The 23,271-nt window shown below is 62.4% G+C and carries 26 protein-coding genes; all 26 read left to right on the top strand.

The window, feature by feature from the left end:
* Position 1: 1 nt before the first annotated feature.
* The 26 genes from ACIQYU_RS18180 (at position 2) to ACIQYU_RS18055 (ending at position 23,262) form a co-directional block, all read left to right on the top strand.
* On the top strand, positions 2-298 hold the full coding sequence (locus ACIQYU_RS18180; protein WP_402801277.1) for a DUF1364 domain-containing protein: 297 nt from the start codon (positions 2-4) through the stop codon (positions 296-298).
* On the top strand, positions 295-1,620 hold the full coding sequence (locus ACIQYU_RS18175) for a tyrosine-type recombinase/integrase (protein ID WP_402801274.1): 1,326 nt from the start codon (positions 295-297) through the stop codon (positions 1,618-1,620). Before ACIQYU_RS18180 ends, ACIQYU_RS18175 begins: the two co-directional genes overlap by 4 nt.
* 296 nt (positions 1,621-1,916) lie before the next feature.
* A complete protein-coding gene (locus ACIQYU_RS18170; protein ID WP_402801272.1) occupies positions 1,917-2,306 on the top strand; it encodes an antiterminator Q family protein in 390 nt (129 codons plus the stop codon).
* Positions 2,307-2,357: 51 nt separating this feature from the next.
* Positions 2,358-3,575 (top strand): hypothetical protein, encoded by a 1,218-nt coding sequence (locus tag ACIQYU_RS18165; protein WP_402801269.1) that lies wholly within the window; start codon positions 2,358-2,360, stop codon positions 3,573-3,575.
* Positions 3,576-3,798: 223 nt separating this feature from the next.
* The gene (locus ACIQYU_RS18160; protein ID WP_402801267.1) at positions 3,799-4,119 is read left to right on the top strand and encodes a phage holin family protein; all 321 of its coding nucleotides are present in this window, start codon (positions 3,799-3,801) and stop codon (positions 4,117-4,119) included.
* Between the two features lie 12 nt (positions 4,120-4,131).
* Positions 4,132-4,863: a hypothetical protein gene (locus ACIQYU_RS18155; RefSeq protein WP_402801265.1), complete on the top strand. Its 732-nt coding sequence runs from the start codon at positions 4,132-4,134 to the stop codon at positions 4,861-4,863.
* 170 nt (positions 4,864-5,033) lie between these two features.
* Entirely contained in the window at positions 5,034-5,528 is a 495-nt protein-coding gene (locus tag ACIQYU_RS18150; RefSeq protein WP_402801262.1) for a terminase small subunit, read from the top strand.
* Complete coding sequence (locus ACIQYU_RS18145; RefSeq protein ID WP_402801456.1) at positions 5,512-7,560, top strand: phage terminase large subunit family protein; 2,049 nt, start codon at positions 5,512-5,514, stop codon at positions 7,558-7,560. The genes ACIQYU_RS18150 and ACIQYU_RS18145 overlap by 17 nt, the downstream gene beginning before the upstream one ends.
* Positions 7,548-7,778, top strand: a complete 231-nt coding sequence (locus tag ACIQYU_RS18140; protein WP_402801261.1) for a primosomal replication protein PriB/PriC domain protein — start codon at positions 7,548-7,550, stop codon at positions 7,776-7,778. Before ACIQYU_RS18145 ends, ACIQYU_RS18140 begins: the two co-directional genes overlap by 13 nt.
* Positions 7,775-9,325 (top strand): phage portal protein, encoded by a 1,551-nt coding sequence (locus ACIQYU_RS18135; protein ID WP_402801259.1) that lies wholly within the window; start codon positions 7,775-7,777, stop codon positions 9,323-9,325. Before ACIQYU_RS18140 ends, ACIQYU_RS18135 begins: the two co-directional genes overlap by 4 nt.
* Positions 9,255-11,339 (top strand): ClpP-like prohead protease/major capsid protein fusion protein, encoded by a 2,085-nt coding sequence (locus tag ACIQYU_RS18130; protein ID WP_402801256.1) that lies wholly within the window; start codon positions 9,255-9,257, stop codon positions 11,337-11,339. Before ACIQYU_RS18135 ends, ACIQYU_RS18130 begins: the two co-directional genes overlap by 71 nt.
* A gap of 66 nt (positions 11,340-11,405) precedes the next feature.
* Positions 11,406-11,720, top strand: a complete 315-nt coding sequence (locus tag ACIQYU_RS18125; RefSeq protein WP_402801254.1) for a hypothetical protein — start codon at positions 11,406-11,408, stop codon at positions 11,718-11,720.
* A 95-nt stretch (positions 11,721-11,815) separates the two neighbouring features.
* On the top strand, positions 11,816-12,088 hold the full coding sequence (locus tag ACIQYU_RS18120) for a hypothetical protein (protein WP_402801251.1): 273 nt from the start codon (positions 11,816-11,818) through the stop codon (positions 12,086-12,088).
* Positions 12,063-12,629, top strand: a complete 567-nt coding sequence (locus tag ACIQYU_RS18115) for a hypothetical protein (RefSeq protein WP_402801249.1) — start codon at positions 12,063-12,065, stop codon at positions 12,627-12,629. Before ACIQYU_RS18120 ends, ACIQYU_RS18115 begins: the two co-directional genes overlap by 26 nt.
* Entirely contained in the window at positions 12,626-13,228 is a 603-nt protein-coding gene (locus ACIQYU_RS18110; RefSeq protein ID WP_402801247.1) for a phage baseplate assembly protein V, read from the top strand. Before ACIQYU_RS18115 ends, ACIQYU_RS18110 begins: the two co-directional genes overlap by 4 nt.
* 42 nt (positions 13,229-13,270) lie before the next feature.
* Entirely contained in the window at positions 13,271-13,552 is a 282-nt protein-coding gene (locus tag ACIQYU_RS18105) for a hypothetical protein (RefSeq protein WP_402801246.1), read from the top strand.
* Positions 13,553-13,554: 2 nt separating this feature from the next.
* Complete coding sequence (locus ACIQYU_RS18100; protein WP_402801244.1) at positions 13,555-13,881, top strand: GPW/gp25 family protein; 327 nt, start codon at positions 13,555-13,557, stop codon at positions 13,879-13,881.
* Positions 13,878-14,858 carry a baseplate J/gp47 family protein gene (locus ACIQYU_RS18095; protein WP_402801241.1) on the top strand — a complete coding sequence of 327 codons (981 nt, stop codon included), beginning with the start codon at positions 13,878-13,880 and terminating at the stop codon, positions 14,856-14,858. Before ACIQYU_RS18100 ends, ACIQYU_RS18095 begins: the two co-directional genes overlap by 4 nt.
* Positions 14,855-15,577, top strand: a complete 723-nt coding sequence (locus ACIQYU_RS18090; RefSeq protein WP_402801239.1) for a phage tail protein I — start codon at positions 14,855-14,857, stop codon at positions 15,575-15,577. Before ACIQYU_RS18095 ends, ACIQYU_RS18090 begins: the two co-directional genes overlap by 4 nt.
* A complete protein-coding gene (locus tag ACIQYU_RS18085) occupies positions 15,574-16,260 on the top strand; it encodes a phage tail protein (RefSeq protein WP_402801237.1) in 687 nt (228 codons plus the stop codon). Before ACIQYU_RS18090 ends, ACIQYU_RS18085 begins: the two co-directional genes overlap by 4 nt.
* Before the next feature lie 2 nt (positions 16,261-16,262).
* Positions 16,263-16,994, top strand: coding sequence for a hypothetical protein (locus ACIQYU_RS18080; protein WP_402801235.1), 732 nt, complete (start codon positions 16,263-16,265; stop codon positions 16,992-16,994).
* Positions 16,995-17,001: 7 nt separating this feature from the next.
* A complete protein-coding gene (locus tag ACIQYU_RS18075; RefSeq protein WP_402801233.1) occupies positions 17,002-17,457 on the top strand; it encodes a hypothetical protein in 456 nt (151 codons plus the stop codon).
* 94 nt (positions 17,458-17,551) lie between these two features.
* Positions 17,552-18,721: a phage tail sheath subtilisin-like domain-containing protein gene (locus ACIQYU_RS18070; protein WP_402801230.1), complete on the top strand. Its 1,170-nt coding sequence runs from the start codon at positions 17,552-17,554 to the stop codon at positions 18,719-18,721.
* A gap of 12 nt (positions 18,722-18,733) precedes the next feature.
* Complete coding sequence (locus ACIQYU_RS18065) at positions 18,734-19,243, top strand: phage major tail tube protein (RefSeq protein WP_402801227.1); 510 nt, start codon at positions 18,734-18,736, stop codon at positions 19,241-19,243.
* 48 nt (positions 19,244-19,291) lie between these two features.
* Complete coding sequence (locus ACIQYU_RS18060) at positions 19,292-19,588, top strand: phage tail assembly protein (protein ID WP_402801225.1); 297 nt, start codon at positions 19,292-19,294, stop codon at positions 19,586-19,588.
* Between the two features lie 131 nt (positions 19,589-19,719).
* Entirely contained in the window at positions 19,720-23,262 is a 3,543-nt protein-coding gene (locus ACIQYU_RS18055) for a phage tail tape measure protein (RefSeq protein ID WP_402801223.1), read from the top strand.
* Positions 23,263-23,271: the final 9 nt, after the last annotated feature.

Raw genomic sequence — 23,271 nt, 5'->3', positions numbered from 1 at the left:
CATGCGGCAAACCAAGCTGACCAAGGCCGCGCGCGGCCGGGAGTGCCAGGTGCGCATCCCGGGCGTGTGCAACGGCAACCCGGAAACCACCGTCCTGGCGCACTACCGCATGGCCGGCACCTGCGGTGTTGGATACAAGCCGAACGACCTGCAGGGCGCCTGGGCCTGCAGCGCCTGCCACGATGTTTGTGATGGTCGCCGTAGCGACATCGGTCGTGACCAGGCCAGGCAGTACCACGCCGAGGGCGTCATGCGTACCCAGGCCCTGCTGCTGTGTGAGGGGCTGGTTTCGGCGTGAGTGCAACTGTAGCGGTGAAGCTGTCCGATGCCGAGATCCGACGGCAGTCCTCTGTGCTCGGAGTGCGCGACCTACGAGACCCGCGCCACCCGGGCTTGAGGTTTCGATTTGACCAGAGCCGACAGGCTGGAACGTGGTTCCTGGTTGTTCGCCGCAAGTGGAATCGGCTCGCACGCTTCCCAGAGTATGGTCCTGCGGCCATCCTCGCCGAGTTGCCTGGCCTGCGGCAGCGCTTGCTTGGCCGCCCGGATGAGATGGTTGCATTGGCTGGCCTAGTGACGTTCAGCGACCTGCTGGCCTGGTTCAAGGACCGAGTTGCAAGTGACGCCTCGCTGTCCGATTCGTGGAAGAGCACTGTTCGCACGGTGGTCGATAAGCACTTGCAACCCCGCCTTGGCGAGTTGCCGATACTCGCCCTGACCCCAGCAGTGCTGGACAAGTCGCTGATGTGGCCGCTCCAGGCTGAATGCTCCACGTCCTACGTTCGGCAGATTTTCAGGGTGTTGAGCCTGGCTGTGAGCACGGCCCGGGCGCTTGGGCTAATCCCCAGCAATCCTATGGCTGAGATGAAATTCACGAACTTCATCAAGACCAAGATTTCACCAAAGGACGGCCGACTCCGTGCCGACCACCTACGAGAGGTTATGCCTGCGCTGGGGGCGCTATTCGGCTCCTCGCCCGTCGACGCCATGCTGGCACTGCTGATGATCTGCCACGGCACCCGGGTGGGCGAGAGCCGACAAGCAGAATGGGCTGACTTCGCCCTGGGGCACGCTGAGTGGTTCATTCCAGCCAAACGCACCAAGACGCGCACCGAGCACCGATTGCCGCTGACTCCGCAAGTGTGTGCCCTACTGCGCCGGTACCGTGCCATCCAGCTCGAAAGCGGGTATGCCGGCAAGTACCTGTTCCCAGGCCGCAAAGGGCAGCCCATGAGTGCCAGCAAGGCCTCGTCGGTATTCCGTCGCCTGGCCAGTCGCAAATGGTCAAGCCACGACCTGCGGAAGGTGGCGCGCACCGCTTGGCTCGACATGGGGGTGGACGGGTTTATTGGCGAAATGCTGCTCAACCACTCGCTCGGGAAAGTTGCTGATACCTACATCAAAACCAAGGGCAACGGCCTGCGACGAGAGGCCTTGGAACAATGGCATGAGTGGTTAGACGGGATCGGGTTTGCGTCTATTCACGGGTTGACGGGCGTGCAATCCGCAATTCCTCACCAAGGGCCGCAAGCTAAGCCGCGCAAGGGGCGCAGCCCAATCAACGAATTAGTTACAGGGGAGAATGCAGAACGTGAAAAAGGGTCCTCAGGATGGCTTTAAACGACCTCGTTTCGATCTCGTTCTTTGTTCGGCCTGCAGGGGGAGAGCGGTCGTTCAGGGCTTGTTTTTCGAATTGGTTTGCACTGAGTGCAACGGCTCCGGTTGGGTTATTGATGGCTCCAAGTTGGTGCTTTCGCTTGAGGAGTTGGTGACTCAGTTGAGTTTCAAGCTTCAAGCCGCGGAAAAAGAGATCCTCGAGCTTAGAAGTCTAGGCAGGTCAGGCGGTGCAGAGCGGTACTACAACGAAAGCAACCGCCGTGGGGCGGGTGGAACAAATTTCACAGGGGATTGAGAGCATGATGATTCGCAAGCCAGCAGGCCGGCCGTTGGGCGATACCGAGTATCTTTTGGAGCAGTGGGGATGGTGGCGTTTGGATGGGGCGGGTGTGCCAATTTACACTTCGCCGACTTTTGCGTTGATGCAGCAAGCAGTGCCACAGCCCGTGGCGAGTAAGAACTATTGCATCACTGATGACTGGGCGCTGGCCATCGACAGTGCGGTGGCTCGGCTTTCTGCGCGCGATCAGCAAATGGGCGATATCATCTGGCTATACTACGGCGCAAAGTGGCCGATGGCGCGGGTTGGCAAGCACTATGGCATCAGTGAAGGTAAGACCCGAGAGCTAGCCAGGGCCGGCGCCGCTTGGATCGATTGTGCGGTGAGCGAAATGCGACCGGCCGCCTAAATATTTTTTATCTATTAGCACTCCCAATCTAGCCAGGAAGGAAAATAAAACGTGGAAATGGAACACTCATCACAAATTGTGGAAGTGATGAAAGCCTTCTTGGGAAGCCTTAGATTCTCACCTCCTGGCGGCCGATGGGCCTTTCATGCTGGATCGAAGTATTTCGGTGGTGGTGGATTTGGGTTGGAGCTTTACGTAGACTTGAATAGCAGAAGTATCGCTGCGCTCAAGCTCCTACGGAGTGTCTGCGGTTGCAAACTTGATGGCACGGTGGATCAAGCGATTGAAGTTCTTCAGGACTATTTCATTGAAAAGATCAATTATTTAGGTGGTGGTAATCTGATTTTTGAAGCGGTCTCGAATCGGGAAAGTACAGTGCTGGATCGTGTTTCTGAAGAAATGGTAGTGAATTTTTCGGCTGGTTTCTCGAACTATCTCGATAACAAGTTTAATGAGTGTCTTTATCTAATACCTATGACAGGACTTTCCTGTGTGGACGAGATAAACGAGCCGTCATGTGTTTGGTGGTCTTGGAACAAAGATCTAGGTTTGCTAGCAGATAAATTCAACTTCCTGCGTAGCGAGATAGCCTCCGGGCAATTTCCGCCTTTACGCAGAGGTTTCAGAATAACTCCGCTTTTTAAGGATGACTCTTGGCTAGGCTGCTTTGCGACTCATGATTCTCATGGGGAAGCTATGCTTCGACGCATAGCAGGGGCACTGTTTCTTGGTCTTGAGCTCAAGAACTCGTTGCTTATTTCAGGTGCAAAACAGCCTGAGGGTCTTTTTGTCCTTAAGCAGGGTAGCTATAGTTTTAGCTCTGTTCCATCGCCATTACCTCATTTGATTGCGCCTGTTGAAGTAACATCCGCTACGGTCGATTTCGTCCGTAAAGCGATGATCGCAGCTGCGAGCGACAACCGGCTGGCTGTAGCTTTAGAGTGTTGTGGTGCAGCCTGGAAACAGTCTGAAAGAGACAGGTTTATGCAGCTATGTGTCGCCTTTGATGCGTTGTTTGGTGTTAATGGTCGGGTCAATCAGAGTATAAAAGAAGGTGTTAAGAACAACGCCAAGGGTATAGTGGAATCAGAGGAAAGATGCCGATTGCTTCTTCGAATGAGAAATGATCTGCTACACGGAGAGGCCTTCGCCCTGGCTCAATGTTCAGATTATCTTGCGTATCACGAACGCTTTGGCGTTCGACCATCTCGAGACCAGATCAGCATGCTGCGAGCGTGTGTTTGGAACCTGGCCATCACCCCTACCTGAAATCGGTGCACAGAAATCCTTTTCCGCGCGGAATAGTTGTGTTTTTATAGCAGCGTGTGTTGCTGTGAACGCAGCGCGACGCTTACTAAAGCCCGGCCCTGAGCCGGGTTTTTTATACCTATTACTTGCCCTGCCATAGCGCAGGGCTTTTCGTTTTCAGGCCTACGCCTGCACTTAGCGGATACCGATGTCGTAGGCACCGACCTAGTTTTGAGGAAACCAAATGGACAACGAGCATCAGGCGCTCGCCGACATGCCGCTGTGGCTGTTGGTGTTGCTGAGCATGGCCGGATTGTCAGGAGAGATGTTGCGGGCATCGGGTGCGGATCTGAGCTTGCGCCAGATACTGCAGCGGGTAGCTCTTCGGTTCCTGGCTTCGGGTTTGCTCGGTATGGCAACGCTGCTGATGGCTATGGCGATCTGGAGCAACCTCTATCTCGCGGCAGGGCTCGGCATTGTGATTGCGGTTATCGGCGCTGACGTAGCCGGTGGACTGTATACCCAGTTCCTGGCCAGGCGAGCTGGACTTCAGACCGAGAAATAACCCGGGGGCTGCATGATCGACCTGAAGCTTGATATCGACAGTGTGCCCCTAGCTCGAGAAATTTCGGACATTCAGAGAAAGCAAATCCCCTTTGCTTTGATGCTCGCTCAGACGCGATTGGCCACTAAACGCATCAAGCCGGGTATTGCCGAGGTGATGGGCAAACGCCTGGATCGTCCAACACCGACTACCATGCGCAGCCTGTTAGCCAGGGCAGCCACCAAAAGTCGTGGCGCGCAAGTCTGGTTCAAGGACCAGTGGACCACTGGCATACCCGCTGACACATACCTACAGCAGGCGGTCCAGGGCGGCGCGCGGCCGTACAAGCGCTTCGAGAAGTCGCTGATTGCCCACGGCTTAATGAGGTCAGGGCAGTTCGCGGTGCCCAATTCTGACCTGTTGAACCAGTACGGCAACGTTTCGCGCGGTGTCATGACTCGCATCTTGTCGGGGCTTGGCGCGGCTGAAGCGCGGCGTGGCTATCAGGCCAACGCTACCGGCAGCAAGCGCAGTAAGCGCAAGGGCAACGCCGAGCGCTATTTCATCGGAACGGTGGGCGATGATACCGGTGTGTGGGAGCGAAAGACTCGTAAGCAGGTTTCGCCGGTGTTCCTTTACACCGGCGGCGCACCGCAGTACCGGGTGATTTTCCCGTTCTTCAAGATCGGTGAAAACATCGTCAAAGCGCACGGTCAGGCCGAACTGGCCAGCGCCCTCCGCGAAGCGATTCTGACCGCGAAGTAAGGCCGCCCGCTGTCCCCCGGTAACGGGTCCTCCTGGCCCCACCGGGCATTGGGGGTAATTCGGGCCCCGCCGTTTCGCTATGTATGACCCAAATTCGGAGGTTGGTTGTTGTTTAGTCCATGACAAATCCAACGATTACCCGACAGCCGTACTGGCTGAACAAAAAACGCATGGCCGAAAGCCTCGGGATTTCGGTTACAGCCTTTGACAAATGGGGCGTCGAGCCGGTCCAAAAGATCGGCCGAGAATCGTTTTACGACGTTCGTTCGGTGGTGGATAACCGCCTTAAGAACCAGAGCGGGAAACAACAACTTGCCGGCGATGACATTGACCCGCTTGCCGAGCAGAAGCTTTTGCAAGAGCGCCTGCGGCTGACCAAAGAGCAGGCCGACGCCCAAGCGATGCGAAACGAGGTCAAGCGGCGCCACCTGGTGCCGGTCGATTTCGTGACTTTCGCCCTGAGCCGAGTCACCAGTTTAATCGGCTCAACCCTCGACACGGTGCACACCAAGGTCAAGCGCAAGCACCCCGATATCGAGCCTCGGCACCTTGAAGCGGTGCAGCGCGAGGTGGCCGTTACGCGTAACGAAGCGGCGAAGCTGAACGAGCGTTTGCCGGAGATTTTGAATGAGTTCATTTCCGCCATGGATGACGACGGAGGCTGACCCACCATGGCTGGCATCGCTAGCCGACGCAATCAAGGTCGGGCTGTCGGCGTTGTACAAAGAGCCGCCGATGACCGTTGTCGAATGGGCGGACAAACATTTTTACCTGTCGTCGGAGTCTTCTTACCAGGAAGGCCGATGGACAACCGCGCCGTTTCAGGTGGCCATCCTCAACGCGATGGGCAATGACCTGATCCGTGAAGTCAATTTCGTGAAGTCGGCGCGCCTCGGCTACACCAAGATGCTGATGGCGTTCATTGGCTATTTGGTGCAGCACAAAAAGCGGAATGTGCTGATGTACTGCCCGACTGAGGGCGACGCCGAGGGCGTCATGAAGCGGCACATTGAGGGCATGATCCGTGATGTGCCGTTGGTCCTCGATCTGGCGCCCTGGTACGGCATGAAGCACCGCGACAACACCCTGGAGGCCAAGTGTTTTGCCAACCGCAAGATGCTGTGGTGCCTGGGTGGCAAGGCGGCGCGCAACTATCGGGAAAAGAGCCCGGACACTGTCATTTACGACGAGCTGTCGAAGTTTGACGAGGATATCGAGGGAGAGGGGGCGCCGACGTTCCTGGGCGACAAGCGCCTGGAGGGCGCCACCTTCAAGAAGTCAATCAGGGGCTCAACGCCGACCGAGGCCGAGAAGTGCCAGATTACCCGCGCCGCCATTGAGTCGCGGCATGACCTGCGGCTCAACATCAAAGCGCCTTGCTGCGGCAACGAGCTGGTACTGGCGTGGGGTGGCAAAGATGAGCCGTTCGGCATCAAGTGGCGGCTCAATGATCGTCATGAGGTCGAAGCGGCCTGGTATCTGTGCCCGCATTGCCAGGGCGGTACGTTCGAGTATCACGAAATGGTCGCGGCGGCCGAGGAATCCGGCCGCTGGGTCTGCGAGCGCTCGGGCATCTGGACACGCGACAGCATGGAGTGGTTCGACGCTGATGGAGCGCCGACCGTAACGCCGCGCTCAGTGACATTCAGTGTGTGGACGGGCTATTCGACGTTTACCACCTGGGTCGATATCGCGACCGACTTCGTCAAGGTCGGCAACGACCGGGGCAAGCTGAAAACCTTCGTCAACACCACGCTAGGCGAGGTGTGGGAGGAAAACCTGGCCGAGAAAGTCGACTGGGAACAGCTGCGCGACCGTCGCGAGGTCTATGCGGCCCAGGTGCCGGCGCGCGCCTTGGTTCTGACAGGGGGCGTCGACACCCAAGACGACCGTTACGAGCTTCGGGTGTGGGCGTTCGGCAAGGACGAGGAAAAGTGGCTGATTTACCGTCGAGTGTTGACGGGCGACCCGGCCAGTGTCGAGTTGCTGCGCCAAGTCGGGTTGGAACTGCATCGCCAGTTTACCCGCGCCGACGGCACCAAGATGGGCGTTTTGCGGTGGTGCTGGGACTCCGGCGGCCACCATTCGGAGACGGTGCGGGCGCAAAGCCGAAAGCACGGTCTGCACTGGGTGATCCCGATTTTCGGGGCCAGTACCTACGGCAAGCCCATTGCCAACTTCCCGCGCAAGAAGGACAAGAAGTCAAAAACCTACCTGACCGAGATTGGTACCGACAACGCCAAGGAGGTCATTTACAACCGCCTCAAGCTGCAGCCGGACGGCAACCGCCCGGTGCCTGGCCTGATCCACTTCCCGGCCGACGATTCGATCTGCGACGACGACGAGCTCAAGCAGCTGACCAGCGAAACCAAAAAATGGGTGCTGGTGAAAGGGCGGCGGGTGTTGCGCTGGGATGCCAGCAAGAAACGAAACGAGGCGCTCGACTGCCTGGTGTACGCCCTGGCGGCCTTGCGCATCAGCCAAGAGCGCTTTGGCCTCGACCTCGACCTGCTGGCCAGTCAGAACCCGGAAACCGGAGTTTGGGAAGTGCCTGCAGAACCAGCACCAACGGCCGAGCCGGAAGAACCACCAGCGCCGGCACTTCCGCCGTCGCCGGCGCCGGTGGCGCCGCAACCAGACCACCAGCCTGCCGCCGGCGGCTGGGTTGAAACAGGAGCAAGCGGATGGCTGACGTAAATGCCGTAGAAACCTTGACCCCCCAACAGATGGTCGCGCTTTACATGCAGGCCGAGGCCGACCTGGTGGCAGGCGGAAAGGATGTGACCCTGAATGGTCGCCGTTTCGTGTATGCCGAGCTGAACCAGATTCGTGACGGCCGACTGTACTGGGAGCGCCGAGCAGTGGCCCAGGCGCGCGGGGGGCGTCCGGGCTTCGCCCTGGCGACGTTCCAATGATTGGGGATCTGATCGACAAGGCCATTGCGCCGTTTTTTCCCAAGACGGCGCTGAGCAGGATGCACGCGCGAAGCGTGATCATGGCGTTTGAAGCCGCCAAGCCCACCCGGACCCACAAGGCCAAGAAGCAGACCGGCAGCGCTGACCGATCACTGAATCACACGCTCAAGTCGATGCGTGAGCAGTGCCGCAAGCTGGACGAAGACCACGACATTGTCACCGGGCTGTTTGATCGTCTGGAGGAGCGTGTGGTGGGCGGTTCCGGCATTGCGGTTGAGCCGATCCCGCTGCACCTGGATGGCACGGTGCACCGTGAGTTCGCCGCCGCCATCAATGCGCTGTGGGGGGAGTGGTCGCTTAAGCCCGAGGCTTCGGGAGAGCTGACGCGGCCGCAGATGGAGCGCCTGGTGTGCCGCAGCTGGCTGCGCGATGGCGAGGCGCTTGCCCAGGAACTGATGGGCAAAGTGCCGAACTACCAGCACCTGCACGGTGTGCCCTATGCCCTGGAGCTGCTGGAGGCGGATTATCTGCCCATCGAGTACACCGACGATTCCAAGGGCATTGTCCAGGGCATTGAGCGCAACGGGTGGCGCCGCGTGCTGGCTTACCACCTGTACAAGGGGCACCCCGCCGGCCTTCGCGGCGGCCTGGCGCAAAACACCAAGCGCGTGCCGGCCGAGCAAGTGATTCACGTTGCCTACCGCAAGCGCATTGGTCAGAGCCGTGGCCAGCCGCTGCTCCACGCGGTCCTGATCCGCCTGGCGGATATCAAGGACTACGAGGAAAGCGAGCGGGTGGCGGCGCGGATCAGTGCGGCGCTGGCCATGTACATCAAGAAGGGCACGCCGGATGACTATGTGCCGGCCGGTCCCGGCGAGACTCGGACCGAGCGGACCTTCCCCATTGCGCCTGGCGTAGTGGTCGACACCCTGTTGCCGGGTGAAGACGTAGGGATGATCGAAAGTAACCGGCCTAACCCGTTCCTCGAGGGGTTCCGCAACGGACAGCTCAAGGCGGTGGCGGCCGGTACGCGTGGCACCTATTCCAGCGTGGCGCGCAGCTACGACGGCACCTATTCGGCTCAACGCCAGGAACTGGTGGAGGGCCAGCTGGGTTACGACCTGCTGCAACATGAGTTCATCGACTACTGGTGCCGCCGCGTGTACCGCAATTGGCTGCGCATGGCGATTCTGAGCGGCCAGCTCAGGGTGCCGGCAGATGTGGATCCTCGGACCATCTACGGCGCGTTTTATCAGGGGCCTGTGATGCCGTGGATCAACCCGGTGCATGAGGCTGATGCCTGGGAAACGCTCATCAAGATCGGCGGCGCCGACGAGGCGGAAATGGCCCGTTCACGTGGCCGCAACCCGTCCGAGCTTAAGGCGTCTCGCAAGTCCGAGATTGCCGACAACCGGGCAAACGATCTGGTGTTCAGTTCGGATGCCTACCACGAGTATTACGGGAGAAACCAACCCAATGAACAAACGAAGAAGGCGGGAAAGTCCGCCCGTACTGGGGCCGCGCGCGGCGGTGGCGACGACGGCTGACCCGGCTGCACAGACCTGGTACACGCTGCGCGCATCCAGTCAGCGTGGCGTGGTCGACCTGATGCTGTACGGCGAGATTGGCGCCTGGGGTATCTCTGCGAACCAGTTTGCCCGCGATCTGAAAGCCCTCGGTGACGTGTCACAGATCAATTTGCATGTGCATTCCCCCGGCGGCGACGTATTCGAGGGGATGGCCATGTACAACCTCCTGCGCAATCACCCGGCGCGCGTGGAGGGCACCGTGGACGGCTTGGCGGCGTCGATGGGTAGCGTGATCCTGATGGCCGCAGACGTTATCCGCATTCCCGAAAACGCCATGGTCATGGTGCACAAGCCTTGGGGCATCCAGGGTGGTGACGCGGACGAGATGCGCCGCTACGCCGACCTGCTGGACAAGGTCGAGGATTCCCTGGTGGCGGCGTACACGAACAAGACCGGCAAGACCGCCGACGAGGTCAAGGAGCTGCTTTCCGCTGAAACGTGGATGACCGGCGCCGAGGCTGTCGAGCTGGGCTTTGCCGATGAATTGGTGGGGGCGCTGGAAGCCTTCGCCGCACTCAACTCTCAACGCATGCAGGAGTACACCAACATGCCCACCGCTGCACAACCGATGTTCGCCCCGCGTGGCCAGACCCAGCCACCGGCGCCGGTGAACCAGCCAACCCCGCCGGTCAATCAGCCGACCCAGCCGCCGGCGAACGAAACCCCGGCACAAATCGAGGCTCGCGTGCTGCAGGCCGAGGCAACCCGCCGTTCCAGTATCACCGCCGCCTTTGCCATGTTCCCGACCGTCGATGGCGGGGCAGCCCTGCGTGACGAGTGCCTGAACGACACCAATTGCAGCCTGGAGTCGGCCAACGCCAAGCTGCTGGCCCTTATGGGCAAGTCGACCACGCCGACCGGTAGTCAAGTGGCCGGGCAGCACGGCCATATCAGCAACGGCAACCTGGTAGGTGACTCGGTGCGTGCCGCGCTGGCGGGGCGCATCGGCCACGCTGAAAACGAGGCCGACAACGCCTATAACCACATGAGCCTGCGAGAGCTGGCCCGTGCCTCGCTGAATGATCGCGGTATCTTGACCGCGTCGCTCAACCCTATGCAGATGGTCGGCTTGGCCTTCACCCATGACACCAGCGATTTCGGTAACATCCTGATCGACACCGCAGCCGTGTCGGTGCTAGCCGGCTGGGACGAGGCGCCCGAGACGTTCGACCAGTGGACCCGCCGTGGTCGCCTGAGCGACTTCCGCGTTGCCAAGCGTGTCGGCATGGGTGCTTTCCCGTCCCTGCGTGAAGTGCGCCCTGGTGCTGAATACAAGTACATCACCACCGGCGACCGTGGCGAGACCATTAGCCTGGCCACCTACGGCGAGCTGTTCTCGATCACCCGCCAGGCCATCATCAACGATGACCTCGACCTGCTGAGTACCATTCCCTACAACATGGGCCTGGCCGCTCGCGGCACCATCGGGGACCTGGTCTACGCGGTGTTGATCAACAACGCCAAAATGAGTGACGGCAAACCGTTGTTCGATGCTACCCGTAAGAACCTGTTCACCGGTGCCGGTTCGGCGCTGTCGATCGAGGCAATGATTACCGCGAAGAACGCCATGGCGTTGCAGAAAACGCAGGTTGAAGGCGGTAAAGGTCGCACCTTGAACATTCGCCCGGCCTTCCTGCTGTGCCCGGTGGCCCTGGAAGACAAGGCCAAGCAACTGATCCGTTCGGCCTCGGTTCCGGGCGCCGATGTAAACGCCGGCGTTGATAACCCGATTCGCAATTTCGCTGAGGTGATCGCCGAGCCGCGCCTGGACGACGACAACGCGAAGTCGTGGTATCTGGCCGCAGCGCAGGGCCGGGACACTGTCGAAGTCTCTTACCTGGATGGCGTCGACAAGCCGTACATGGAGCAGCAAGAAGGCTTCACCGTCGACGGCGTGGCCACCAAGGTGCGGATCGACGCCGGCGTTGCCGCGCTGGATTCTCGCGGCCTCAACAAGTCTTTCGGCGCGTAACCGCAGACCACCCCCAAGCACCCCGCCTATGCGGGGTTTGTTGTTTCTGGACAGGAGAAAATGGCTATGGCCAAGAACTACGTTCAAGCCGGCGGCAGTATCACCGGGCCGGCACCCACCGGCGGATCGGTCGCCGGCGTGCCCCAGGTGATCGGAAGTCTGGCGGTGATGCCGCTGCAATCGGGGGCGAAGGGCACCCTGATTACCTATCGCACCTGCGGCGTATGGCGCGTGCCGTCGTCGGCCGGGCTCAAGAGTGGCGCCAAGGTAAGCGTGCTCAATGGCTCCCTGGTGGCCGATGGCACCCCCGATGCGCTGCCCTACGGCAAGCAGCTGACCGATACCGTCGACGGCTACGCCGACGTGCTGATCGTGCAGTAATGGTCCGCCCGAGCTTTCGCGAGCGCATGGCTTCCCGCACAGAGCGAATCCTTGAGCGGGTAGGTGATAGCGCAACGCTTGAGGATGGCAGCAAGGTGTTGGGGGTCTTTAGCAACCCGGCCCTTGACCCCCAGTTGGGCAGCAAGCGTGCGGCCAAGGGCATCGACGCGGCCGAGCTGGACGAGCCACGGTTTACGGTGCTGTCGGCCGACGCCGCACGCCTGCCCAGGGGCGCCGCCCTGACCATCGAACTGCCGCCCCATGAGGGCGGTGGCCCTTACACCGTGGTACGACCAGAAGCTACCGGCGACGGCATGGTTGCCCTGGTGCTGGAGGTGAAGCATGCAAGAACCGCCGATATCTTCTGACGAGCCACCGGTGATCCCCAGCGAGCTGAAACAGCTGCATGACGCGATGACCGCGACCCTGCAGGCGGAGCTGCCGCAATTCCAGCTGATCGAGGCTTACCCCAAGTTGGTCAAAGAGGGCATGGCGCTACCGGCGCTGCTGTACGCGGCGACCAATTTTGCCCCCGGCGATGACCCCGGCGACGGCCGCCTGTGCCTCAAGGTGACGTTTGAGTCGCTGGTGTTGCTGGAGTCCAGCCGCGCCTTGGCGCCTCTTCAGGCGGCCATTCTGGCCAGCAAGCTGATGAAGGTGCTGCAGCAGCAGTATTGGAAGCTCGACTTTGTCGGGCCAACCGATAACGCGCAGGCCATGCCGGCGGAGTTCGTGCCCGAGCTGGCACGCTGCATCGGTTGGGCAGTGCAGTGGCAGCAGGACGTTTACCTGGGGGAAACCGAATGGCCTTGGGAGAACGAGCCGCCTGGCTCGCTGGTGTTCTCCTTTGACCCCGACACTGGCCCCGGCAACGAGGACCTGTATCGGGAGCCGGAGGCGCTGGCATGAGTTACGCGGCCGCACAGACGGACCGCATGCTGGCTGGACTGGTGATTCCTTGTTACGTCGTGGCGGTCGACTTGGTCGCCGCCAGGGTGCGGGTCACTGACGGCGGCGACTGGACGAGCGCCTGGGTGCGCTGGCATGCCATCGCCGCTGGCAAGGCCCGCCACTGGCGTGCGCCTAGCCTGGGCGAGCAGGGCGTGCTGGTGAGCCCGAGCGGCGAGCCTGCGCAAGGGACATTCGTTCCTGGGCTGTACGGCAACGCCGGCCCGCCGCCGGACAATCGCGATCATGTCGAGGTGTGGCGGTTCGACGATGGCGGCTCCCTGGTCTACGACTGGGCGGCCAATAGCTACACCATCAAGCTGCCCACCGGCACGGTCAACATCGAGGTCGGTAGCAGCAAGGCGACGATCACCGACAACGCAATCACAGCGAAATCAAAGGCGATCACCGCCGAGGCCGAGACGTATACGGCTATAGCGCCTGAGATTCTTCTGCAGGGCAATGTGAAGATCGACGGTGCGTTACTAGTAACGCGCGACATTCTCGGCCTTGGGAAAATCATCGACACCGCCGGTAACACGGCGAACCACAAGCACTGACAGCCCGCATTCGCGGGCTTTGTCTTTTCTGGAGCATCACATATGGCAGTCAAGAAAACCGCCGAGACTGACGCGGCAACGGATGCGGCCGAATCCGCAGTTGTACCTGGTGCCGACGGCGCCGACACCGTCGTTGCAGCCGCTGAGCCGGCTGGCGTGATCTTCACCGACCGCGTTTTCACCTCGCGCTCGCTGTTCCTGCAGGTCGGTGACGACCTGCGCGAGTTCAAGGTGCAGGCCGGCCGCGTGACCGTCCAGGCCGACGACGCCGAGGCGCTGGCGTTCCTGCGTGCCCATGCCGACCTGCAGCAGCTGGACGGCTAAGCATGATTGGCCTGGACCGCAGGACCGGCCAGAAATCCACCGGCCTCGATCATCTGAAACAGTCGATTGAGGACATCCTGACTACGCCCTTGGGTAGTCGCCGCATGCGGCCTGCATACGGCTGCAACCTGCGCCGCTTTGTCGACCTGCCGGTTAACGAGGGCTGGAAAAGCGCTGTGCAGGCCGAGGTCGCCCGCGCCCTGGGGCGTTGGGAGCCGCGCCTGCAGCTGGAGCGGGTCAAGGTCGTTTCGGTGGTGGATGGCCAGATTGGCCTGTTGCTGACAGGCCAGTACCTGGGTAGCTCCGCCGTTGTGGAGGTGAGCGCATGATTGACCTGTCTTTACTGCCCCCGCCCGACGTGGTGGAAACCCTGGAGTTTGAGACGCTGTATCAGGAGGTGCTTGGCATCTTCCGCGCCCATATGCGCGACCAGTGGACCGCGCTGCTGGAGTCCGACCCGGTGGTCAAGCTGATGGAGGTCATGGCCTACCGTGAGCTGGTCATGCGTGCCCGTGTCAACGCGGCGGCTAAGGCTAGCTTGCTGGCCTACGCCAAGCGCGCCGACCTGGACAACCGCGCGGCCGACTACGGTGTGCAGCGCTTGACCATTCGCGCGGCTGACCCCGACGCGGTGCCGCCGGTGGAGGCAGTGATGGAAGACGACGAGGCGCTGCGCTACCGCACGCGTCTGTCGCTGGAGGCGCTGTCTGTCGCCGGCAGCAGCGGGGCCTATGAGTATCACGCGCTGAGTTCATCGGCCGAGCTGGTGCACGTTTCGGTCGATTCGCCCCGGTTTTCCGGGGTCGCGGTGCCAGCCGCGGTTAAAGCGCAGCTGCCGGCCGGGGCCATTGTCGTGGTCTGTGACTACGACGCCGGCCTAGCCAATCCGCTGCCTGGCGATGTGTCGCTGGCTGTTCTGGCCCGACCGGCAAGCACCGTGCCCGAGGCGCAACTGGTGGCCACCGTCCTCAAAGCGCTGTCGGCTGAGGATGTGCGCCCGGTGACGGATCGGCCGCGCGCGCAGGGCGGCATCCCTAGCGACTTCCAGGTGGAGGCGGTGCTGTGGGTGGAGGACGGGCCAGACCCTGACGTTGTCCTTGCTGCAGCCAGGGCCAGCCTGGACAAGGCCATGGCCGCCGCGCGTCGGCTGGAGGGGCAACTGCCCGTATCGGCCGTCTACGCGGCGTTACACGTAACGGGAATCAGCCGTGTCGACCTGGTCAAGCCGGTGGCGGGTGTGGTGTGTGACAAGCGGCATTACCCGCGCGCCACTTCCATCACCCTGACCACGAAGGTGGTCACATGAGCCTGTTACCGCACAACGCCACGTTGCTGGAGCGCTCGCTGGAGCGCGCCGGCGAGATGGGTGTGGACCCGGACATTATCCGGGGCGTTGCCGACTCGGCACGCTGCCCGCCCAACTTCCTGCCCTGGCTGGGCTGGGCGCTCAAGGTCGAGGGCTGGGAGGCCGCTTACACCGATGACCAGCGCCGCGCGCTGAGCCGTGAGGCGATTCCTGTTCACAAGACCAAGGGCACCGTCGGCGCAATCCGGCGGGTGCTCAAGGCGGTGCGGGTCAATGCGGAGTTCAAGGAGTGGCACCAGATACCGAACGCCGCCCCGTACACATTCCAGGTCACGGCCTGGGCCAATGAAAACCGGGCGGGTGAGGGTTCGATTATCTCGCCCGAACTGGGCGCGCGTTTGCGTGCCCTGGTCGACGCGGCGAAGAACGAGCGCAGCCACTACGAGTTTCGGCTGGGGGCGCGCTTCGATGGGGGGCTGGTGCTGGGTAACGCATTCCAGGCGCGTGCCGTACAGCATCAGTCCATGGAAGCCCAAGCGGTGCCCGTCGACCTCATGGCGCAGACGGTGCTGTTTGCCAATGCGCTCAATGCGTCCAGCGTATCCCGGCTATTTGCCGAGGCGCAGGGCGTTCCTATTCAAGCAGAAGGTGCCCCGCTGGTGGCCAACGCGGCGCAGGTGCGCACGGTCGTGCGGGGCTACATGGAGGCTGTTCTATGAGTACAGGTTTGCAACCTGTCATCACCAAGGCCGGCCTGGCGGCGATCCTGACGGCGACGAAAATCGGTCTCTCGGCCGAAATCGGATTCATCGCCCTGGGCAGCCAGGCCTACACCCCGTCAGCAGATCAAAAGACCTTGCGCAACGAGGTGGCGCGCTTTCCGATTTCCAGCGGCGAGAAGCTGAGCAGCACCCTGTTGCACTTGACCGCTGTCGCGGCCGGTACGACCGGCTACTGGGTCCGCGAGATCGGCATTTTCCTCACGGATGGCACGTTGTTGGCGGTCTGGTCGCACCTGACCGAGGCGCTGGCCTATAAGGCCCCCAACATCGACCTGCTGCTGGCCTACGACCTGTCACTGGCGGCGCTGCCGGCGGACAGCGTGACCATCACCAGTACGGCCGCCGGCCTCAACCTTACGCTAGCCGAACCCTTGGCCGTGCAGGCCACGGCGCTCATTGCCGAGCAGCTGCGCACCCTGCAGCAGCAAGACCGCCTGGTTAGCCAGGAGCGCCTGCAGCGCATTTCAGAAGAGCAAATCAGCGGTCTGTTGGAGCGTATGGCTGCTGCTGAGAAAACCGCCACCGAAACCCGCGACAGTCTGCTGAGCGCGACGGTTGCCAATGCCACCGGGCTGATGGCCCTTCAATACACCGTTGTCCAACACTTGTACGGATCATAACCATGAGCCTTGAAACTGAAATCGCCGCGCTGGTCGCGGCAAACAATAAGCTGATCGATTATTTCAGCGGTAAGAAAACCGCGATTGACGCTGCCGTCGCTGCAGCAATCGCGGCAGCACCGGCGATTGTTCGCGCCTACTGGGTTGACCCGCAGCTGGGCGACGACGCCAATGGCCTAGGGACCGAGGCCAGCCCGTTCAAGACCCTGCAGAAGGCTGTCGATGCCACGCCGGATGGCGGGCGGGTTACGGCGTGGCTGGCCAAGGACTATGTGCTCGACAAGAGCATCTACACGCTCGGTCGCCAGGTAGTCATTGCAGGTGTGGCGGGGGCGGGGCGAAAGCTGGTTTGCAATGAGTTCATCCCGGATGGCGACACACTGCCGCGCATGGGGTCGTTCTGGATGTCGAACGGTTCGAGCGTTCAGCTGCTCAACGTGACGGTCAGCCTACCGGCATCGAGCGCGGGCGATCTGAGCTCCTACTATGCGCTGGCTTTTGCCAGCGGATCGTCGGCCCCGATCCTCATGCAGGTGCGCATGTACAACTGCGCGTTTGAGCTGCGCGGCACCTTCCGGGGCAAGCTGATCGGGCCAGGCGCGGCGCTTTATGCGTTGTCGATGACCGGCACGGCGGTGCCATCGGCACTCAATGGCTCGCTGTTCGTGGGTATCGCGGCGGGCACGCTGTCCAAAGATTTGGGCCACATCATTACCAACCTGTCGAGCCTGTGAGGCGATCATGCAAAAAACCTTTCTGAACGTCGTTTACGGCGATACCACCTACAACGGCTTCGACTTCGATGCGCTGCCCATTGGTGCTGCGCTGCTGGTGGCCCAGCAGCAAATCGACCAGGCGGCCGATCAGGCGCTGGCGGCGACACTGGGCGACCCGCTGCGCGCTATCGAGAACCAGTTGGCCGAGGCCGAGGCGAAGGCCTTCAAGCAGGCGGGTTACACCGGTGAGGTGCCGCTGACCGTACAGGCCATGGTCGATGCCCAAGGCGTCGAGCCCGTGGAGGCGGCCGAGTCGATCCTGCAGGAGGCGCAGGTATGGCACGCGGCCGTTTGCTCCATCCGTGCGGCCCGCCTCAAAGGCAAGGTCGAGGTGCTCAAGGCGACTACCCATGCGCAGGCTGAAAGCTACGCCGACGGGGCGATTAACGCCATTCGCGCGAGCGTGCCCGGCGTCGTCTGACCCACTCCCTGCATTCCCTTGAGCGCCCCGATTCCGGGGCGTTTTCGTTTCTGTTGGGCCGCCGAGTGCGGCCCTTTCTTTTGGAGCATTCCCAATGGCTGCAAACTTCTTTCACGGCGTTACCGTAAAGGCCGTCAACGCCGGCACGCGCACCATCTCGCTGCCGTCCTCTTCGATCATTGGTTTGGTCGACACCTTCACCGAGGGCGTTACCGTAACGGCCAAGGTCGGCGACCTGGTGCTGATTACCAACGAGCGCGAGGCCGTTGCCGCGTTCGGTGCCGATGCGGCCATCACCAAAGCCTGCCAGGCGATCTATGCGCGTTCCAAGGCGGTCATCGTCGCTTCGGGTGTGGCCAAGGGTGCCGATGCGGCCGCGCAGACTTCCGCGATCATTGGCGGCGTGCAGGCCAACGGCAAGCGTACCGGCCTGCAGGCGCTGCTGGACGGTAAAAGCCGTTTCAACGCGCAACCGCGCCTGATCATCGCGCCCAAGCACAGCGCGACCCAGGCGGTGGCCACCGCCATGGCCGGCATCGCGGCCAAGCTGCGCGCTTTGGCGATCATCGACGGCCCCAACACTACCGACGAGGCGGCGAACACCTACGCCAAGCTGTTCGGTTCCGAGCGCCTGTACATGGTCGATCCGGGCGTGCAGTTCTGGGATACCACTGTCAGCGCAACTGTCGACGCGCCGGCCTCGGCCTGGGCTGCCGGCGTATTTGCCTGGACCGACCGTGAATATGGTTTCTGGGCCTCGCCATCGAACAAGGAGTTCGTCGGCGTCACCGGCACCACCCGCGCCATCGAGTACCTAGACGGCGACGAAACGTGCCGGGCCAACCTGCTGAACAACGCCAATATCGCGACCATCATTCGCGACGACGGTTTCCGCCTGTGGGGCAACCGCACCCTGTCGAGCGATCCGAAATGGGCGTTCGTTACCCGCGTGCGCACCCTGGACATGGTCATGGACGCGATCCTGTACGGCCACAAGTGGGCGGTGGACCGGGGCATTACTTCGACCTATGTCCGTGACGTAACCGAGGGTGTGCAAGCCTTCATGCGCGACCTGAAAGCCCAGGGCGCAATCATCAACTTTGAAGTCTACGCCGACGAAGACCTCAACACGGCCAGCGCCCTGGAGCAGGGCAAGATTTATTGGAACATTCGTCTCACTGACGTTCCACCGGCCGAAAACCCGAATTTCCTCTTCGATGTAACCAACCAATGGTTGACCGAAGTTCTCGATAAAGCCGCCTAAGGAGCGCATCACATGGCAATGATTCCCGAAATTCTGGCCAACATGAACCTGTTCGTGGATGGCGTCAGCTTTCAAGGCGACGTTCCGTCCCTGACCCTGCCCAAACTGTCCCTCAAAATGGAAGAGTACCGCCCAGGCGGTACGGATATGCCGATTGAGATGGACCTGGGCATGGAAAAGATGGAGTCCAGCTTCACCACCACCGGCATGCGCAAAGAGGCGTTGAAGTTCTTTGGCCTGGCCGACGGTAACGCCTTCAACGGCACGTTCCGTGGCTCGCTCAGGGGCCAGAAGGGCGAAACCAAGGCGGTGATCGTCACCCAGCGCGGCACCCTGAAAGAGCTGGACATGGGCGACTGGAAGCCGGGCGACAAGGCCGAACACAAGCACGCTGTGGCCCTGACCTACTACAAGCTGGAGGTCGGCGGCGAGGTCATCTATGAAATCGAGCCGATGGCCATGAAGCGCGTTATCAACGGCGTCGACCAGCTGGCCAGCCAGCGCCGCGACCTCGGCCTGTAACCCCCTGCAACCCTTCCACATTCCTTTTCGATTCAAGGACACCGAATCATGAGCAAGCCAGTACCGAAATACCTCAAGCTGACCGCTGAAAACGTAACCGTCACCCTGACCAAGCCAGCCGAGATGAACGGCATCAAGGTGGACACCATCACCCTGCGCGCGCCGACCGTGCGCGACATGCGTATTTCCAGTCAGACCTCGGATGGCGACGACGAGCTGCGCGAGCTGAACCTGTTCGCCTCCCTGGCCGAGGTCGGCGTTAAGGACCTGGAGGGCCTGATGTACAAGGATTACAACCGTGTCTCGACCGGGTACACCTTTCTGGTGCAAGAGGACGAACTGTAATCCCGACAGCATGAAGGCGGCCGCCAAGCGACTGGCGGCCGAGCTGAATTTCTCGGCCGAGGAAATCATGACCATGCCCTATGTGGACGTGATGTGGTGGCTCTCGGACTGAGCCAGCGAGGGGGTAAGCAATGGCGTTAAAGCCTTTGATGCTGGTCATCGGGGGTGCCGTCGCTTCAACGGTCGGCACCGCCTTTAAGACAGTCGAAAACGGCATCCAGAAACTGGAAGCCAAGGGCAACAAGGCCAAGGTGCTGAAAAGCACCATTGGCGAAACCATCAAGCTGCGCGAGGAATGGAAGCGCGCGCACGACAGTGGCGCCGCCGGCGCCGACAAGTTACTGCGCAAGCTGAACGGCAACCTTGAGGCGCTGCGCAACCAGGGCGTCGAGGTTGGCCGCCTGAGTCGCGAGTATCAGCGGCTGGGCCGCGAGGCGCGCGCCGCCGATCTGCAGGTCAAAGGCCACCAGCAGGTTCAAGCGGGCAAGGAATCGCTCAAGTCGAACGTGGGCAAGGCGGTGGCGGCCACGGCCGCTATTGCCGTGCCGACGACGATCAGCGCGAATTACCAGGCGATCATCCGTGACATTGCGATCAAGGCTGACATTGCCAACAAGCCCCAGGAGCAGCAGCTAACCCGGACGGTGATCGATACGGCGGCCGATACCGGCATGGCCCGTAACGGCGTTGCCGACCTGGTCAACCAGCTGGTCGGTGCCGGCATGGAGCTGGACAAGGCGCTGGCCTATGCGCCGGTGGCAGCAAAGTTTGCCATCGGTCAAGGCGCGTCGGGTGTTGATACGGCGTCCATGATTCAGGCGCTGGAGCAAAACGCCAAAATCAGCGACCCGAAAGTCATGCAGCAGGCGCTGGAGGCCATCGCCTACCAGGGCCAGGCGGGTAGCTTTGAAGCCAGCGACATGGCCCGGTGGTTCCCGCAGCTGCTGGCCAACATGGAAAAAAGCGGTATCACCGGGATAGACGCGGTGACTTCGCTGGGTTCCATGCTGCAGGTGCAGATGAAGACCGCCGGCAGTTCGGACGAGGCCGCCAACAACCTCAAGAACTGGATTGAGAAAATCGGCGCCGGCGACGTGGTCAAGGCCTACAAAGACGCCGGCATTGATTACCAGGCTTCGCTGAACACCGGCCTGCAGAAGGGCATGAACGTTATTGAGGCGTCCATGGCCCTGGCCATGAAGTACGTCGAGACGACCGACCCGGCCCAAGCCAAAAAGATCAAGGACGCCCAAGCCAAGATCGATAAAGAGGTGGACCCCGAGAAGGCCAGGGCGGCACTGGAGGCCTTGGAGAAGACCCTGCGCACCGGCGATATTTTCGCTGACATGCAGGTCAAGGCGGCGCTGACCGCCTACGGGCAAAACCGGGGGCTGTATGAGGAACTGAAAGCCGACTCTAAGAAGGCCTCGGGCATCCTCGACAAGAACCTGGCCGAGCGCCGCGAAACCTCGGCCCAGCAATGGGCGGAGACGGTGCAGGCGGCCGACGACGCCATGCGCAGCATTGGCGATGCCATCCGCCCGGCCACCGACATGGCGGCCAAGGGGCTGACGGCGGTTGCTCAGGGCATCACCACGCTGTCGGACAAGTTCCCGGCGGTCGTGACGGGCATTGCCGGCACCGTGGCGGGCCTTCTGGCGTTAGGCACTGCTGCTAGCGCGTACCGGATCGGCAAGGGCGCGGTTAACTTTGCGCGCGGTGCCTGGATGGGGCGTGGCGGCAAGGAAGACGAGGTGCCGGCGCGCCGGCGCAGGACCGGCAACAAGGTGGTCGACGCCGGCCTGGGCGTGCTGGACAAGGTGCTGTCGCCGCGTTCGACCGATGCCGAGCCGGCCAATGATCCGCTCGGGGGCATCAAAGACCCGCAGCGCGTGTTTGTGGTCAATGCCGATGCCTTTGGCAAGATCGGCAGCACCGTCGCTAATAGCGGCCCTGCAGGGCCTGCTAGGGGTAGTCGCAGAAGTCGCCGCCGGGAGCGCCGGCGCGCGGCCAAGCAAGGTGCCGCAGTGCGTCCAGTGGCAGCGGTCGAAGTGCCCCAGGCGCCGACGCCTAAGCCCCGGTCGCTGCCTGCAGCTGCCACGGCGCTGAACGACGCCGGCGAGCTGGGCAGGGTCGCCCGCTCCATGCGCGGCGTGACGCGCCTGGCCAAGCGCTTGCCGGGTGGCAATTTCATGGATGCCGGCACAGCCGCGCTCGATGTTGCCTTGAACGCCAAGACCCAGGACGAAAAAGCCGAGGGTTACGGCGCCGCCGGGGGCAGTCTCGCGGGTACGCTCGCGGGCGCAGCTGCAGGTGCTGCCATTGGCTCGGTGGTGCCGGTCATCGGCACGGCCGTGGGCGGTGCTGTCGGCGCCGTGCTGGGCGGCATGGGCGGCGAGTCGGTCGGCGCCTGGTTGGGCAAACGCTGGTTTGGTGAGGAAGCGCCCGAAGGGGAGGCCAAGCCAGAAACGCCGGCGGCGCCGGGTGAGGCGTTACGCGTAACGCTGGAGCCGCAGGAGGCCAAGCCGGCCACTCCGGCCGTGCTCGATGCCGGCAAGCGTGTGCCTGTGGTGGTCGACAACCGGAGTCCGGTCGCCGCGCCACTGCCGGCGCCGGCGGCGCCCGCCCTTGGTGATGCCGTGCGTGCCCAGGCCAAGCCTGTTCCGCCGGCGGTCGCGCCGGTGGTGGTGCCACCTGCAGCCGCGCCTGCAGTACGGGTTTCCGCGCCCGAGGCAGCGCCGACAGCGCCTGTGGTGGTCGACAACCGAGGTCCGGTTGCTGCGCCACTGCCGGCGCCGGCGGCGCCTGCCCTGGGCGATGCCGTGCGTGCCCAGGCCAAGCCTGTTCCGCCGGCGGTCGCGCCGGTGGTGGTGCCACCTGCAGCCGCGGCTGCAGTACGGATTACCGCGCCCGAGGCAGCGCCGACAGCGCCTGTGGTGGTCGACAACCGGGGTCCGGTTGCTGCACCACTGCCGACACCGGCGGCGCCCGCCCTGGGCGATGCCGTGCGTGCCCAGGCCAAGCCTGTTCCGCCGGCGGTCGCGCCGGTGGTGGTACCACCTGCAGCAGCGCCTGCAGTACGGGTTACCGCGCCCGAGGCAGCGCCGACAGCGCCTATGGTGGTCGACAACCGGGGTCCGGTTGCTGCGCCACTGCTGGCACCGGCGGCGCCCGCCCTGGGCGATGCCGTGCGCAACCAGTCCAAGCCCAGCGTGCCGGCCCCTGCGCCGCTGCTGGTCAAGCCAGTGGTCATGCCGGCGCCGCGTGCGCCGATGGCCCAGGCGGCGCCGGTGGCGCCCCTGGTGCTGGTCGCACCGGCGCCCAAGGTCGCCCAGGGCGTACCCGCTCAAGCAGCCCCCCAGCCGGCCCCCCGGCCGGACGGACTGGGCGACGTGGTGCGCGACATGGTGGCCAAGGCGAAAGCGCCGGCACCCCGACTGCCTGAGCCGGCCGGGCCGGCCAAGGCGGTCACGGTCAAACCGCCGGCGCCGAAGGTTGAGCAAACCTTTACGTTCTCGCCGTCGATCAAGGTCGACGTGCTTGGCGACGTGAAAGAACCCGACCAGGTGGTGCGCGAGATCGAGGCGCCCCTGCGCCGTCTGTTTGAGGACTGGAGGCGCGAGGCTGAGGCGCGCATGGCAACGGTGCAGCTGTACGACGAACCACACGTTTAAGGAGGGGTT

Origin of the sequence: Pseudomonas sp. NPDC096925, from assembly GCF_044762545.1 — a bacterium.
GTDB lineage: Bacteria > Pseudomonadota > Gammaproteobacteria > Pseudomonadales > Pseudomonadaceae > Aquipseudomonas.
This window is presented reverse-complemented; position numbering and strand designations above follow the sequence as displayed.